Here is a 14,638-nt window from a genome sequence, read left to right as displayed (position 1 = left end):
TTCGGCGTCGCTGATCCATGTTGCGCCGACGAACTAGCTTCAGCGAGGGGCACCGATGATTAGTCGCACCACTGTTGATCCTCTCTTCCGCACAGCGAGTGCGCAAAGCCCGGCCAGAACGCTGGCGAGTTCGTTGTTCTTCGCGGCGGTTGTTCTACTGCCCTTTCAACAAGCGCTTACCATCAACGTGGGATTCCCACTCAAACTGAGCGAGATCTTCGCGATCGCGGCGATGCTTCTCATGGTCCTCGAATTTCAGCGAGGTCGATACCGGCTTGTCGGATTCCCTCTGGTGTTGTTGTTTCTGGCCCTGATTGTCCTTTCCAGCATCATTGTGGCAGCGACCACTCCGGCTGCATCCGTTGCGCCAGGATACTGGCGCTCGCTCAATGCGGACCTCTGGCAGTACACGGTCTACGCGGCGTTCGTGGTTTCTGTCTTCTACGTCGCAGCCACCCGTATTGGTGCGCGTCGGATACAAATCGCTCTCGCTATAGCAGTCAAAGTCGCCGCAGCGTACTGCGTTCTTCAGATCGTCGCGCACTCGGTCGGGTCTGACCTGCTCAGCACGGTCAATGGCGCTACTCAGACGGGTGGGGCCTACGGCGTGCAGCTCCCGCGCAACGGGCCGTTTTTGGAAGGTAACTACCTTGGGTTCTTCGCCGGCGCTGTGTTGCTCATAACCTGGGCACTCAAGGATCGTCTCAGTCAAGTTGCCAGCGTGTTCTGCCTTCTCTACTCCCAGTCGACTATCGGTATCCTGGCTTTAGTTTTGGCGATCCTAACAATTGCGATCATTCGACCGAACAATAGAGTGTTCGCCCTCGTCGCGGCGCTTATTGCGGTGACTATCGGCGGATATCTTCTGGTACCTCAGGCAAATGCGTTCGTTCTGCAGCAACTCGCTAAACTCAGCCTGGTTGATTCGGGGGCGAGTGTGGCGGCAAGCTATTCAATCCGCGCCCGTAGCGTGAACTCGGAGGTGGGAATCTCGATGGCTACGGCGCACCCGATCTGGGGCGTTGGTGCGGGTCGCTACGGGGCTTTGTACTTCCAGTTCCTCGATTTCGCGAAAGTGCCGTTCGGCTTCGCGAAGGGAGTCGAGAGGCCGATTGCCAACAACTCCTACGTTCAGATTATGGCGGAACAGGGCTTTCTGGCATTCACTGTCTTTGCCGCTTTCCTGACCCGGGTCGCTTGGGCTATGCGCAAAGCTGGTCGATCTGATATTGCTGCTTTGGTCTTTTTCCTGGTCGGTTTCGCTGCAACTCCCGCTTGGACCACGCTGCCGATTTGGATCTTCCTGGCTTATCTCGCAACGAAGGCCTTCGAAGCCGAGCAAGGATTGGCTGTCTCAGCGCGGCCGCTACGCGAAGGGGCACGCGAATAGCGTACATATCTGCAGCTAGATTCATCTAATCGTAAGCATTTTCGCCGCTGAAGCGTTGATGACTTTTGTCGCCAGGTCGGAAGGTTCCTTCAGCCTTGCTGCGTATGGCGGTCGCCAGTCGCAGTTGGTGGCGTAGGAGGATTTGGCTGCCGCGAGCAGTAAGGTATACCGGCCAGCTTGACCGGCTACATACGGGGTCAACAGGTGCGTTCTGCGGCCGGTGGCTATACTCGTCAATCTTCGGACGCCTCGGTCAAGCTGGAGCGCGGACCGTTCCTGGGTCTTCCTCCATGACGGTTCACTCCGTTGGTGGCGCCGGGGGACGTGAGGAACCGTAGGATTGAGCTCATGTCCGACCAGCCCGAGTCGCGACGCGCTGCAGTGAGCCGGGGGTCCAGGGCCCGCGTCGTGCTGTGGACCGTCCTGGCCGTCGTCCTCCTGCTGATCCTCGCCGTCGTCTGGGTGGGGGTGCGGGGTGTGCTCGCCAAGGGTCATCTCGAACGCGCGGTGTCCGACGTCAGCACGCTGCGGTCGCAGTTGACGGACGCGGACACGAGTGCGGCGCAGCAGACGGCGAAGCACCTGGAGGACGAGGCGTCCGCGGCCCGCTCACTGACCGGTGACCCGGTGTGGGGTGCCGCGCAGTACGTCCCGTTCTTCGGGACGAACCTCCGAGCTGTGCGTGAGGTCGCCGTGGTCGTCGACGACGTGGCCGACGGTGCGGTGAGTCCCGTTGCCGGCGTCGTCGGTGGACTCGGCGTCGACTCGTTCGTGCCGAAGGACGGCAAGGTCGACCTCGATCCACTCGTCACAGCACAGCCGGCGGTCGCGCAGGCGGCCGAGACGCTGACCAAGGCCGACCGCGATGCGCAGGCGATCGACACGAGCGGCACGCTCTCGCCGGTGACGTCTGCGGTCAACCAGCTGCGGAACGCCGTGCAGTCCGCGTCGAAGCAGGTCGACACGGCCAACCGCGTCGTGCAGCTCGCACCGGCGATGCTCGCGCGGGACGGCGAGCGCAACTACGTGCTCCTGTTCCAGAACAACGCCGAGCTCCGCGCCGGGGGTGGCATCCCGGGCGCCGTCGCCCTGCTCAAGGTGCAGGACGGGTCGATCAAGCTCGAGAACCAGGTCGCGGGCTCGTCGTTCGGTCCCTACGAGCAGCCGGTGCTTCCGCTCGAGCCGGACACTGCCAGCCTGTACGGGGACATCACCGGCAGGTACATGCAGGACGTCAACCTGACGCCCCGCTTCAACGTGTCGGCTCAGCTCGCCCGCGAGATGTGGAAGCAGAAGTTCGGGCAGGAGGTCGACGGGGTCCTCGCGATGGACCCGGTGACGCTGAGCTACATGCTCCGGGCGACCGGCCCCGTGCAGCTGGAGACCGGGGAGACCCTCACCTCCGACAACGCTGTCCAGCTGTTGCTGAGCGACGTCTACACGAAGTACTCGGACCCTGCGGTGCAGGACGCCTTCTTCGCGTCGGCCGCGAGCGCGGTCTTCGACAAGGTGTCGAGCGGTGGCTTCGACGCGAAGCGGTTCATCGGAGCGCTGACCCAGGGGACCGACGAGGGGCGCCTTCGTCTGTGGAGTGCGACGGAGGACGAGCAGCGGCGTCTCGACGGCACAGCGCTGGCCGGCGAGCTCCCCACCGCATCGCGTGAGACCCGGCAGTTCGGCGTCTACCTGAATGACGGCACCGGTTCGAAGATGGACTACTACCTCGACAAGACCGTGTCGGTCGGATCGTCCGTCTGCCGGCAGGACGGTCGTCCGACCTCCGTGGTCCAGGTCACGCTCAAGAACACGGCTCCCGCGGATGCCGCGACCAGCCTGCCGCGCTACGTGACCGGTGGTGGGGACTTCGGCACTGAGCCGGGCAAGATCAAGACGCTCGTTGCGGTCTACGCCCCGGAGAACGCCATCTACCTCGGCTCGACGCAGGACGGCAAGCAGGTCGGCGTGCAGACGGCGACCGACGGCGGGCACCCGGTCACACAATTGCAGACACTGCTGGCGCCGGGGGAGAGCACGACCTTCCGCGTCGCGTACCTCGGTGACGCGAAGTTCGCGAACGCCGGTGTCGAGGCGATCTCGACGCCGGGCGTCAAGCAGGGCAGGGTCGAGCCCCTGCGGTTCGAGTGCAAGGACCCGATCCCCGCGGGTTGAGCGCGAACCATACGTCTGCGTCGCTTCCGCGGCGCGGAGGCGACGGCGTGTCGAGCCGCACAGCGCGGTCAGAGCTGTCCCCAGAGTGGGGGGTCCGGAACTTTCCTGAGCACCTGGCTCAGCCGCTCCCAGACGCGCAGTGAGCGGCCTCGCGCTGGACGCGATGACGTTCTGTACAGCTCCTCACCTGGGCTTTTCATTGACCAGGGCCGTCTCCTACAGGAGCGTCTGGCCAATTGGAGCTGTCCTCGATACGCACCGGGACCAGCTCGATCTCGAAAAAGTTTCGGATCAGGTGGCAACAACCTGAGGATTCCCGCTAGATTGAGGGAACTTCGCCATAGCGACCGCTTGCTCCTTCACGGCTTGCGTTTGGGGGGAGTGCCACGGGCTCTGGGTGTCAGGGTCTGCAGGATCAGATTCTTAGGGGAAACACTTCATGAAGAAGCTCATCGCAGCTGCCGTCCTCGCGGGCGCAGCGTTCATCGCCATCCCGACCGCGGCGAACGCTGCCGGCTACGCGCCGGACTCGAGCGTCTCCGTCTCGGGCAACTACGTCGCGGGCGGCACCGCCTACGTCAGCTTCACCGACGGTGCGTTCCAGAACGGCGAGACCGTCAACGTCCAGGTGACCGGCGCCGGCGCCGTGACCCTCGGTGCGCTGCCGACCACGACGGTCTCGAAGGCCTACACGGCTTCGCCGACCGGCGCGCTCGTCGTCAAGGTCACCTTCCCGGCCGGTGCTTCGGGTACCTACAACCTGACCGCCACGGGCGCCACCTCGGGCGTCGTCGGCCTCGCCTCGTTCACCGTCGCCCCCGGCGACACCGCCGTCACGGTCGGCTCGAACGGCAACTCCGGCACCCCCGGCCAGCTCGCCTTCACCGGTGGCACCATCTCGACGCTGGGCCTCTGGGCTGCCGGCGGCGCCATCGTCCTCGGTGGTGGCCTCCTGGTCGCCCGCAAGTCGGTCCGTCGTCAGAACGACGCCGCCTGAGCGCAGCTGAACTGAACGAAGCCCCCGGCACCTCGGTGCCGGGGGCTTCGTGCTGTCGTCGGTGGAGGGACGAGGACGGGTCAGGTCGGACGGATCAGGTGACGACCAGGGCGATCGCCACGACGGCGATCACGGCGAGCGGCGCGACGATCCACAGCCACCAGGGGAAGGTCGACGGCCGTCGGTAGGGGCGATGGTGCTTCCGATCGAGGTTCGGGTCCATGCGCTGACCGTAGGCCGCGCACGGGCCGAGCGGTTCGTCCGTCGTCAGATCGTCACACTGCGGCCCGCGACTGTCCGCGAGCCGCGCTCACGCGGGCCCGCCCCAGCACCACGATCCCCAGCAGGACCCCGAGCACCGCTCCGGAGGTGTTCGACAGCACGTCGTCCACCGACGCGAACCGCGCCGGCAGGAACAGCGCCTGCACCGTCTCGATCGCGCAGCTCGCCAGGAACCCGCCGAGCATGCCGACCCACCACGCGCGCGCGCCGAAGAGCAGCAGCACGAAGAATCCGAACGGCACGAAGAAGAGCACGTTCGCGGTGAACTCGACCGATCCGTAGTCGAGCCACTGCGGAGCGCCGAGCCGGTGCCCCGCGGCGATCGCTCGCGTCAGCCACGGGTGGATCCCTCGGTCGACGGGGGAGCCCGCCGTCGCCACGAGCACCACCAGGAGCGCGTAGGCGGCGGCGAGCGTCCACGCCACCCGCCTCGTGCGTCCCGACGAGTGCGCGGCGCGGTGCCGTGCGTGCCAGGCTGCGTCGAGCAGCGCCCCGATGGCGACCCCGACGAGGCCCGCGAGCACGACGGACCGGAATCGCTCGCCCGGGGTGGAGGAGTGTGCCGCCACGGCGACGGCGGCCGCCAGCACGACGACGGCGCTCACCAGGGCGCGTCCCGCCACCCCGGCCGGCCGGGAGGCCCGGCTCGCCCCCGCCAGCAGCACCGGCAGCAGGGCGGTCACCAGGGTCACCGCGATCGCGGCCACGAACCCGTCGCCGAGCGTCAGCGTGCCGTGCCCGAGCGCGCGCAGCGCGCCCACGAGGTGGAGCAGCGCGGACCGGACCCGGTCTGCGAGGCCGGGCACCAGCAGGACCGCGCCCACGAGCACGACCGCAGCCACCATCCCACTCCGCACGATCGTGGTCCTCGTCCTGGTGCTCATCGAGAACGACGCTAGCGGGCCGCGCCTCCCGTCCGGGATGGACGCGAGGGGACCTCGCGAACCCGCGGGAACCGGTTCATCCACGGAACGAGTACCCCGATCGCGCACCTGTACCCCGTTCCCGCGTCCCCCGACCCCGGAAATCCGGGGCTGTACCCCGATCCGTATGCACGAAACCCGTGAATGGACGGGCATCGCTGGCGTCGCCGGGGGACGTTCTCGTACGGTTGCACCATCACCTGATGTACCCCGGATCGCGAAGGAGAGCGACATGAGCACCACCGTCACCACCGACACCCGCGAGGTCACCCTCGACACCGACACGGTCGACGTCATCGCGATCCTCGAGGCCGAGGCAGAGCACTCCGGCCGCGCAGCACGTGCCAAGACCACGTGGACGCAGGAGGACGACGGCGAGTGGATCGCCAACTACGGCGGCTACTTCGGCGGCAGCGTCGACAAGCGCGACGGCCGCTACGTGGCCTCGGACACCTTCGGACTCGTCGTCGGCGACTTCGCCACGCTCGAAGAAGCCCAGACGAAGCTCTCGGACCAGCTCCACGTGATGCTGCCGGCCGTGATCCGTCCGGTCGCGTAGTGCCCGACGACCATCCGACCCTCGCGGTCAGCACCACCAGCCAGACCCGCACCATCAGCACGGCCCGAACCACCAGCACCGTCCAGCACCACAGCAGCACGAGGAGCACCACCATGAGCACCAGCGTCGCCAACAGCCAGCAGGCCGAGGTGACCGTGGACACGGCGACCATCGAGGTCATCACCGGCATCGCTGCCGGCGTCGTGTCCCCCGATGCACCGGCACGGGCGCACGTCGTCTGGTCCGAGGCCGACGCGGGGCTCTGGGCGGCGAACTACGGCGGCTACTACGGCGGCGTGATCGACCAGCAGGGCGCACACTTCTTCGTGTCCGACACCTTCGGCCAGTACGTCGGCGACTTCCGCTCGCTGCACGAGGCGCAGGACCGTCTCTCCGAGCGGCTCCACCAGCTGCTGCCGGACGTGCGCCGCACGCTCGACTGAGCAACGATCCGACCGGGAGGCCCGGGTCACCTCCGCCACACGGCGGACGTGACCCGGGCCTCCCGTCGTCGTGCGCCCACCGCGACCGTCGTCGCGGGGCCGCCAGCATGCACCCCCCAGTTCGAGGAGGGTCCCCCACACTGGGGACCGGTGTTGACCCCTGGTGCACTCAGTGTCCTGCCAGGATCGGGACGACGCCAGCGACCGTCCCTCTGCACGGACCGTCACGACAGCTCGGCGTCGGCATCGTCTCGACCCGAAAGTGACTCATGCTGCCTGTGCACCAGGGCACCCGTGTGCCCGGTGACGACCCTGCAGGTCGTCGCCCCCTGCCCTCCCGACGCCCCGGCCGACGTCTCGTTGCCATGCTCGGAGCCGCGCTGTTCGTCGGCGCCGGTGTGTCCGCCACCACCGCGGTCGTCGCGGCCGAGCCGGCGTCCGCTGCGGTCTCGGCGCTCGACAACGGTCGGCTCGTCTGCAACCAGAACACGCTGTACGCCGTGGACGGCACGGGCAAGGTCATCGCGGTCGACATCACCCCCACGACCGATGCCGGGAAGAACGTCCCCGTCACCGAGCTCGGGGCCGAGGGCAACAACGGCCTCGGCATCTCGCGCGAGGGCGTCTCGATGTTCGGCGCCGCCAACGGCGGGACCGCGACCATCAAGCAGTACGACCCGAAGACCGGGCAGGTCCTCGCGACCATCCCGACCGACGGGGTGCACACCGTGATCCGCGGCGCGGTCAACCCGGTCACCGGCATCTACTACTACGGCGACGCGACCCGGATCTGGGCGTACGACCCGACAGCCGGCAAGCTGCTCGGCCAGGTCGGCACCCTGACCGGCATGACGACGACGAACTCGACCGGCGGCACCGGCGTCAACGGTGACTTCGCGTTCAGCTCGCGCGGGCTCATGTTCGTCGTGGCCGCGCACAAGGTCTACCGCGTCGACACCACCGAGCTGCCGACGACGGCGATGCCGTCGGGCGGCCGCAACCTGTCGACGACCGAGATCGGGACGCTGCCGAACGGCACGAACAGCCCCGGAATCGCCTTCTCGTCGGACGGGTACCTCTACGTCTCCTCGTCCGCGACCGCGACCAACGGTGTCAAGACGACGACGGTGTTCCAGCTCGACCCGACGTCGGGTGCCGAGCAGCGTCGCTTCGCGATCACCGGCGACTTCGGCGCGACCGACCTCGCCACCTGCAACTACGCCGACACCCTGACCGGACAGGCCTCCGTCGACGACCGCTGGAAGGACACCGACCAGTTCGCGCTGTCCATCGCCGGTCAGGGCATCCAGGCCACCACGCCCGGTGCCTCGGGCACGACGAGCGGCACCGCCTCCGGTGTCCAGTCGAAGACCGCCGGCGCCCTGCTGACCACGCCGGACAAGGACTACACGGTCACACAGCAGCCCGCAGGCACGACCGACCCCGCGGACTACGACACGACGTGGCAGGCCGTCGACCTGTCGACGAAGCGCACCGTCGCGAGCGGTACCGGCGGCACGGCGGCGTTCCGGTTCCCGCAGGCGACCACCGCCGACGGCACCGACGTCGTCGTCACGTTCACCAACACGCTCAAGCTCGCGCACGTCGTGACGAAGCCCGACGCCTACAGCACCCCGGTCGGGACGAAGCTGGACGTCCCCGCTGCCGGTGTGCTCGGCAACGACTCCGGGACGGGCCTGACCCTGCAGTCCGCGGGCGCCCCGGCACACGGCACCGTGACGACCTCGGCGGACGGGAGCTTCGCCTACACCCCGGCGAAGGGCTTCTCCGGCACCGACCAGTTCACGTACACCGCGGCGGACGGTTCCGGCCGCACGTCGACGAGCACGGTCACGGTCACCGTCTCGCCCAGCGGCGCCGACGACGCCTTCTCGGTGCGCGCCGGCGGGACCGTCACGGCGGACGCAACCACGGGCCTCCTGGCCAACGACGGCGGCAGCGACCTGACCATCACGAGCCACACCGCCCCGACGCACGGCACCCTCGAGCTCGGGGAGGACGGGTCCTACCGGTACACCCCGGCCCCCGGCTTCTCGGGCACCGACTCCTTCACCTACACCGCGACCGACGGCAACGACACCACCACGACGGCGACCGTCACCGTGACGGTGCTGCCCGCGGCCGGCGCCGACGCGATCACCGTGACCGCCGGCGGACCGACCACGGTCGGCGCGCCGGGCCTGCTCGGCAATGACCAGGGCACCGACCTGACCGTCACCGGCTCGACCCAGCCCGCACACGGCACGGTCACCGTCGGGAAGGACGGCTCGTACACCTACACCCCGGCCGACGGGTACTCCGGCGACGACACCTTCGACTACACGGTCACCGACGGCAACGGGAAGTCCGACACCGTCACCGTGACCGTCCTCGTGCGCCCCGCAGCGGTCGACGACACGATCACGCTGCCCGCAGGCGGCACCGCCACGGCGACGACCCGCGCCGACGGCGTCCTCGGCAACGACCGCGGCACCGGCCTGACGATCCGCTCGAACACCGAGCCGACGCACGGCTCGCTGACGCTGGCACCCGACGGCACCTACACCTACGTGCCCGCGACCGGGTTCTCCGGCACCGACACGTTCACCTACCAGGCCACCGACAGCGCCGGCACGGTCGTCAGCGGCACCGTCACCGTGGTGGTCGTGCCCGTCGCGGCCGACGACCGCGCCGCGACGACGGCGAACCGTCCCGTCGCGATCGACGTGGCGGCGAACGACACCGGTACCGACCTCACGCCGAGGATCGCCACGGCTCCGGCCCACGGCACCGCGGTCGTGAACGGGGACGGCGCCGTCGAGTACACCCCGGCCCGTGACTGGTCCGGCACCGACACCCTCTCCTACACGGTGACCGACGGCTCCGGCCGGACGTCGCAGCCGGCGACCGTGACGATCGCGGTCTCGCCGATCGCCCGCGTGGACACCACCTCGACGACGGCCGGCACCCCGGTCACCGTCGCGGCGACGGCCATGACGAGCAACGACTCCGGTACCGGGCTCACCGTCACCGGCGTGGGCAAGGCCTCGAACGGCACGGTCGTGCTCGACGCGGACGGCAACGCCGTGTTCACCCCGGCCGACGGCTTCTCGGGTACCGGCTCGTTCTGGTACGACGTCCGTGACGCCTCGGGCCGCACCGACTCCACCTGGGTCGTCGTCGTGGTCGGACCGCAGGCCACCGCTGACTCCGCGACCGTCCCGGCGTCCACCACGCTGACCGTCCCCGTGGCGGAGGGCGTCCTGGCGAACGACCACGGCACCGGGCTGACCGCGACGATCGACGAGCAGCCGCTGCACGGTTCGGTCGACCTCGCCGCCGACGGCTCCTACACGTACACGCCGACCGCGGACTGGTCGGGCTCGGACCGCTTCACCTACACGGCGAAGGACGCGTCCGACACCGACGAGAAGAGCACCGGTCTCGTGACGATCACCGTCACGCCCCGCACCGAGGACGACCGGATCCGCACCGCGGCCGACCAGCCCGTCACGGTGACCTCGGGTGACCTGACCGGCAACGACCACGGCTCCGGCCTCACCGTCACGTCGGTCGGGCAGCCCAGCGCCGGCACCGTCGTGCTGAACGCCGACGGCACCGTCACGTACACCCCAGCTCCGGGTACCTCGGGCACGGCGACCTTCCCGTACGGGGTCACCGGCGCGAACGACGAGCAGGCCGCGGGCACCGTCACGGTGACCATCACGCCCGTGGTCGCCGCGACCGACGCCGACGCCACCGCCGACGGCACCCTCGTGGTGCCCGCGGACGAGGGCGTGCTCGAGGGTGCGACCGGCACCGGCCTGACCGTCACCGACAACACGGACCCGGGCCACGGCACCGTCGAGGTCGGGAAGGACGGCTCGTACACGTACACGCCCGAGCCGGGGTACTCCGGAAAGGACACCTTCGACGTGACGATCACCGACGGCTCCGGGAACACCACGACCGGCACCGTCACGATCACCGTCGCACCGAAGGCCGTCGACGACACCGCGACGACCACGACGGGGACCCCGGTCGACGTCGCCGTGACCGAGAACGACAAGGGCACCGCGCTCCGGGTGACCGGCGTCGGCACGGCTGCGAACGGCACCGTCCGGATCTCCGACACGACCGCCACCGACGGCACGGCCGCCCGCGACACCGGCGTGACCTACACGCCCGCCGACGGGTTCTCGGGCACCGACGCCGTCACCTACACGGTGACCGACGGCGCCGGCTCGACCGCGACCGCCACGGTGCGCGTCACCGTCGCACCCACCGCGACCGACGACGTGCTGCAGACCACCTCCGGCACCCCGCTCGCGCTCGGCGGGACCGTGCTGACCGGGAACGACCACGGCACCGGTCTCACGGTCACGGACCACACGGCTCCGCGTCACGGCACGGTGACCACCGCGGGCGACGGCTCGCTCGTCTACACGCCCACGACGGGCTGGTCCGGCACGGACACGTTCACGTACACGGTGACCGACGCCGCCGCGCAGACCGCGACCGCCACGGTCACGGTCCTGGTCGGCAACGTCGCGACGGCCGACCACGGCACCACCACCACGAACGGCACGCTGCGGGTGTCCGCGGCCTCGGGTGTCCTGACCGACGACTCCGGCGCGGGGCTCTGGGCGAAGATCGACCGGCAGCCGGAGCACGGCACGGTCGAGCTCCGCAAGGACGGCTCGTACGTGTACACGCCGGCTGCCGGCTTCTCGGGCACCGACACCTTCACGTACACCGCGGTGGACGCCGAGGGCTCGACGTCGACCGGCCTCGTGACGATCACCGTCACCCCGGTCGCGACCGACGACCGCACCAGCACCGCCGCCGGCACCCCGGTGACCGCGGTCGACCCGGGCGTGCTCGGCAACGACCACGGCTCGGCCCTGCGGGTCGTGTCCGCGGGGACGGCGCGGCACGGCACGGTCCGCATCGCCGGCGCGGGGACCTTCGTCTACACGCCGGACCAGGGCTTCTCGGGTGTGGACTCGGTCACGTACCGCGACCACGACCTGGAGGGCCAGGCCGCGGACGCCACCGTGTGGATCACCGTCGGGATCGACGCCGTCGACGACCGCGCACGGACCGTCGCGGGCACTCCGATCGCCCGTGACGCCCGGCACGGCCTGCTCGGCAACGACCGGGGGACCGACCTGACCGCCGCACTCGACCGGAAGCCCGCGCACGGCACCGTCTCGGTCCAGCGCGACGGCTCGTACCTGTACGAGGCCGCGGACGGCTTCACCGGCACGGACCGGTTCACCTACACGGTGACCGACGCCTCCGGGCAGACGACGACGGCCACCGCGGTCATGACGATCGTCGCGGCCGCCACCGCCACGGACGACTCGGCTGTCGGTGCCGTGGGCCACCCGGTCACCATCCGCCCGGTCGACAACGACCACGCCAGCGGCGGAGCGCACTTCGTGGCGACCACGCTGCACCTGGTCGACCCGGCCACCGGCGCACCGACCGACCGGGTCGTCGTGCAGGGCATGGGCACCTGGCAGGTCGACCGCGGGCAGGTCGTGTTCACCCCCGAGCACGGCTGGGCAGCCCGCACCTCGATCGACTACACGGTGCTCGACAGTGCCGCGCAGCTGGTCCGCGCGACCATCGAGGTGTCCTACCCGACCGGGATCGCGGCGGTCGCGCACATCGCGAAGCTCGCCTTCACCGGCACCACGGGACTCGTCGGACTCGGCCTGGCCGCGGTCGCGATGGTCCTGGCCGGGGCGTTCCTGGTGGTCCGCCGCCGAGGTCACGGCGCCGCCGCCGTGACGGGGACGCGCCGCCGCAGCGGGTCCTGACGACCGCACCCCACCACCGGACGGGAGGCCCGGATCACGTCAGCCGACAGGCGAACGTGATCCGGGCCTCCCGTCCGTCGTCCGTGGTCGCGACCCGACGTCGGGTCGCCGTGCCCTCGGGGGTCAGCGGACGAGCCCGTGGCGCGCAGCGCTCACCCGATGGGTGCGATGAGCTGCGGGCCGTCGTTCCGCACGCTGTTCACTGCGCGGGAGACCTCGTACTGCTCGAGCCCGGCCGCGACCGCGAGCGACTCGTGGTCGAGCAGTGCGAGCAGGTCGTCGGAGCCGAGGTCGCCGTCGAGCCAGTCGTCGTAGCCGTCCGGGGTGAGGAACGCCGGCATCCGGTCGTGGACCTCGCCGGGCGCGACGTGCGCGTCGCGGGTGATGATCGCGAGCGACAGCCGCCACTTGTCGGGGTCGTCCTCGGGCTTCGTCGGGTCCGGCCAGGCGCTCACGATGCCCGCCATCGCCAGTGCGCCGTCGGGCTCGTGCACGAAGTGGGGTTCCTTGCCGTCCTCGCGCACGACCCACTCGTAGTACCCGAGCGCGGGCACGATGCACCGGTTCGTCGCGAACGCGCGCTTGAACATCCCGCTCGTCGCGACCGTCTCGATGCGGGCGTTGATCGGCTTCGGCCGCTGCTTCCGGAAGTCCTTCGCCCAGCTCGGCACGAAGCCCCAGCTGATCTGCGGGAGCTCGCGCTGCCCGTGGCGCTGCCGGACGGCGTACACGGGGTCGGTCGGCGCGACGTTCCAGCTCGGGGCGAGGCCGGCGTGCACCTCGCCGGTGTCCTCGTCGACGTGCTCGGTGCGCGCCGCGAGCTCCCCCACGAGCTCGGGCAGCAGATCGGCCGTGGTGTCGGAGACGACGAACCTTCCACACATGCGCCCAGTGTGCCCGCCGCGGCCGACAGTGGTGCGCGCCCGCGGCCGTCACTCGCCGGGCAGGCGGACCTTCGACCCGTGGGGGTGCCGGCGCCAGAGCGGACGGTGCCCCGGAATGGGTGGTGCCGTCTCGAGCGCCGCGAGGCGGGCACGTTCGGCGAGTCCGACCCGCGCCACCATGTCCGGGAGCGTGAGGAGGTACACGAAGGGCCACAGGATCACGAAGACCTCGGCCTGTCCGGAGACGAGCGCCGTGATCCCGCCGGAGGCCGCGCCCACCAGGAGCGGCCCGAGCCGCGAGAGCCGTCGCACCAGTCCACGCTGCAACAGCGGCACGTCGATCAGGACGGCCTCGCGGTCCTCGGGCGCGATCGGCTGCGCTCGCCGGCCGATGTAGGGCTGCACCGACCACCGCACGGACAGCTGCCAGTCGGGTCGCGCCTGTCGCCCGTTGATCCGGAGCTCGGGACCGATCTCGCGAGCCGTCGGGAAGCAGGAGTACGCCACCGCGAGGACTCCGAGCGTCGCGAAGGTGATGGCGGCGACCGGGCGGAGGACGCCGGGGCCCACCCAGGCCCACGCCCACTCCGTCGCGACGAACACGACGAGGGCGACCGCGGCGACGGCTCCCGCGGCCCACAGGGCACGACGGGCCCGCGCCAGGTCGACGACCTCCCAGAGGCGCCCGCGCAACACCTGCCAACCGAGCCGGTACACGGATCCCTCCTACGCCGCGAGGCTGCGAGGACCGGCCGCTGCTAGCGTGCCCGGGTGGACGACGAACAGCGCTGCCCCTGCCTGAGCGGCAACCCCTACGGCGAGTGCTGCGGGCCCCTGCACGCCGGTGCCGCCGCCCCGACCGCCGAGCGGCTCATGCGCTCCCGGTTCACCGCGTTCGCGCTCGGGCTGCCGGAGTACCTGTTGCTCACCTGGCACCCGCGCACGCGGCCGGGCGAGCTGACGCTCGACCCGTCGCAGCGCTGGACGCGCCTGGACATCGTGTCGACCCGGTCGGGAGGCCCGTTCGACTCCGCCGGGCAGGTCACCTTCCGCGCGTGGTGGCGCACGGACGACGACCGCGGGACGCTCGAGGAGACGAGCGAGTTCCTGCGGGAGCAGGGGCGGTGGTTCTACGTCGACGGGGTGGTCGCCTGAACCGTGGT

11 protein-coding genes are annotated in these 14,638 nt (G+C 70.0%); 7 read left to right on the top strand and 4 right to left on the bottom strand.

Translation table 11 applies throughout. The annotated features are described in order from the left end of the window. Nucleotides 1–55 precede the first annotated feature (55 nt). The 3 genes from ACIQFY_RS10485 to ACIQFY_RS10475 all read left to right on the top strand — a co-directional run bounded on the left by ACIQFY_RS10485 (nucleotide 56) and on the right by ACIQFY_RS10475 (nucleotide 4,556). The gene (locus ACIQFY_RS10485; protein WP_400339876.1) at nucleotides 56–1,390 is read left to right on the top strand and encodes an O-antigen ligase family protein; all 1,335 of its coding nucleotides are present in this window, start codon (nucleotides 56–58) and stop codon (nucleotides 1,388–1,390) included. 348 nt (nucleotides 1,391–1,738) lie between these two features. Next, a complete protein-coding gene (locus ACIQFY_RS10480) occupies nucleotides 1,739–3,559 on the top strand; it encodes a DUF4012 domain-containing protein (RefSeq protein WP_400339873.1) in 1,821 nt (606 codons plus the stop codon). A gap of 439 nt (nucleotides 3,560–3,998) precedes the next feature. Continuing rightward, a complete protein-coding gene (locus ACIQFY_RS10475) occupies nucleotides 3,999–4,556 on the top strand; it encodes a hypothetical protein (RefSeq protein ID WP_326496527.1) in 558 nt (185 codons plus the stop codon). 94 nt (nucleotides 4,557–4,650) lie between these two features. On the opposite strand, the gene ACIQFY_RS10470 is transcribed toward ACIQFY_RS10475, so the two are convergent. Both ACIQFY_RS10470 and ACIQFY_RS10465 read right to left on the bottom strand, forming a co-directional pair. Beyond that, nucleotides 4,651–4,779, bottom strand: coding sequence for a hypothetical protein (locus ACIQFY_RS10470; protein WP_400339871.1), 129 nt, complete (start codon nucleotides 4,777–4,779; stop codon nucleotides 4,651–4,653). Between the two features lie 52 nt (nucleotides 4,780–4,831). Next, nucleotides 4,832–5,722 (bottom strand): VanZ family protein, encoded by an 891-nt coding sequence (locus tag ACIQFY_RS10465; RefSeq protein WP_400339869.1) that lies wholly within the window; start codon nucleotides 5,720–5,722, stop codon nucleotides 4,832–4,834. Between the two features lie 271 nt (nucleotides 5,723–5,993). Here ACIQFY_RS10465 and ACIQFY_RS10460 point away from each other — a divergent pair, with 271 nt between their 5' ends. From ACIQFY_RS10460 to ACIQFY_RS10450, 3 genes are all read left to right on the top strand, one after another. Next, a complete protein-coding gene (locus tag ACIQFY_RS10460; protein ID WP_066652101.1) occupies nucleotides 5,994–6,320 on the top strand; it encodes a hypothetical protein in 327 nt (108 codons plus the stop codon). A 113-nt stretch (nucleotides 6,321–6,433) separates the two neighbouring features. Beyond that, a complete protein-coding gene (locus ACIQFY_RS10455) occupies nucleotides 6,434–6,763 on the top strand; it encodes a hypothetical protein (protein ID WP_400339867.1) in 330 nt (109 codons plus the stop codon). A 365-nt stretch (nucleotides 6,764–7,128) separates the two neighbouring features. After that, on the top strand, nucleotides 7,129–12,591 hold the full coding sequence (locus ACIQFY_RS10450; protein WP_400339864.1) for an Ig-like domain-containing protein: 5,463 nt from the start codon (nucleotides 7,129–7,131) through the stop codon (nucleotides 12,589–12,591). Nucleotides 12,592–12,743: 152 nt separating this feature from the next. Here the strand turns inward: ACIQFY_RS10450 and ACIQFY_RS10445 are convergent, their stop codons facing one another. After that, complete coding sequence (locus ACIQFY_RS10445) at nucleotides 12,744–13,475, bottom strand: SOS response-associated peptidase (RefSeq protein WP_251155389.1); 732 nt, start codon at nucleotides 13,473–13,475, stop codon at nucleotides 12,744–12,746. 48 nt (nucleotides 13,476–13,523) lie between these two features. After that, nucleotides 13,524–14,192 (bottom strand): hypothetical protein, encoded by a 669-nt coding sequence (locus ACIQFY_RS10440; RefSeq protein ID WP_400339862.1) that lies wholly within the window; start codon nucleotides 14,190–14,192, stop codon nucleotides 13,524–13,526. A 54-nt stretch (nucleotides 14,193–14,246) separates the two neighbouring features. Here ACIQFY_RS10440 and ACIQFY_RS10435 point away from each other — a divergent pair, with 54 nt between their 5' ends. Next, nucleotides 14,247–14,630, top strand: a complete 384-nt coding sequence (locus ACIQFY_RS10435; RefSeq protein WP_400339860.1) for a YchJ family protein — start codon at nucleotides 14,247–14,249, stop codon at nucleotides 14,628–14,630. Nucleotides 14,631–14,638 lie beyond the last annotated feature (8 nt).

This window comes from Curtobacterium sp. NPDC092190, from assembly GCF_044755625.1.
Taxonomy (GTDB): Bacteria; Actinomycetota; Actinomycetes; order Actinomycetales; family Microbacteriaceae; genus Curtobacterium.
This window is presented reverse-complemented; position numbering and strand designations above follow the sequence as displayed.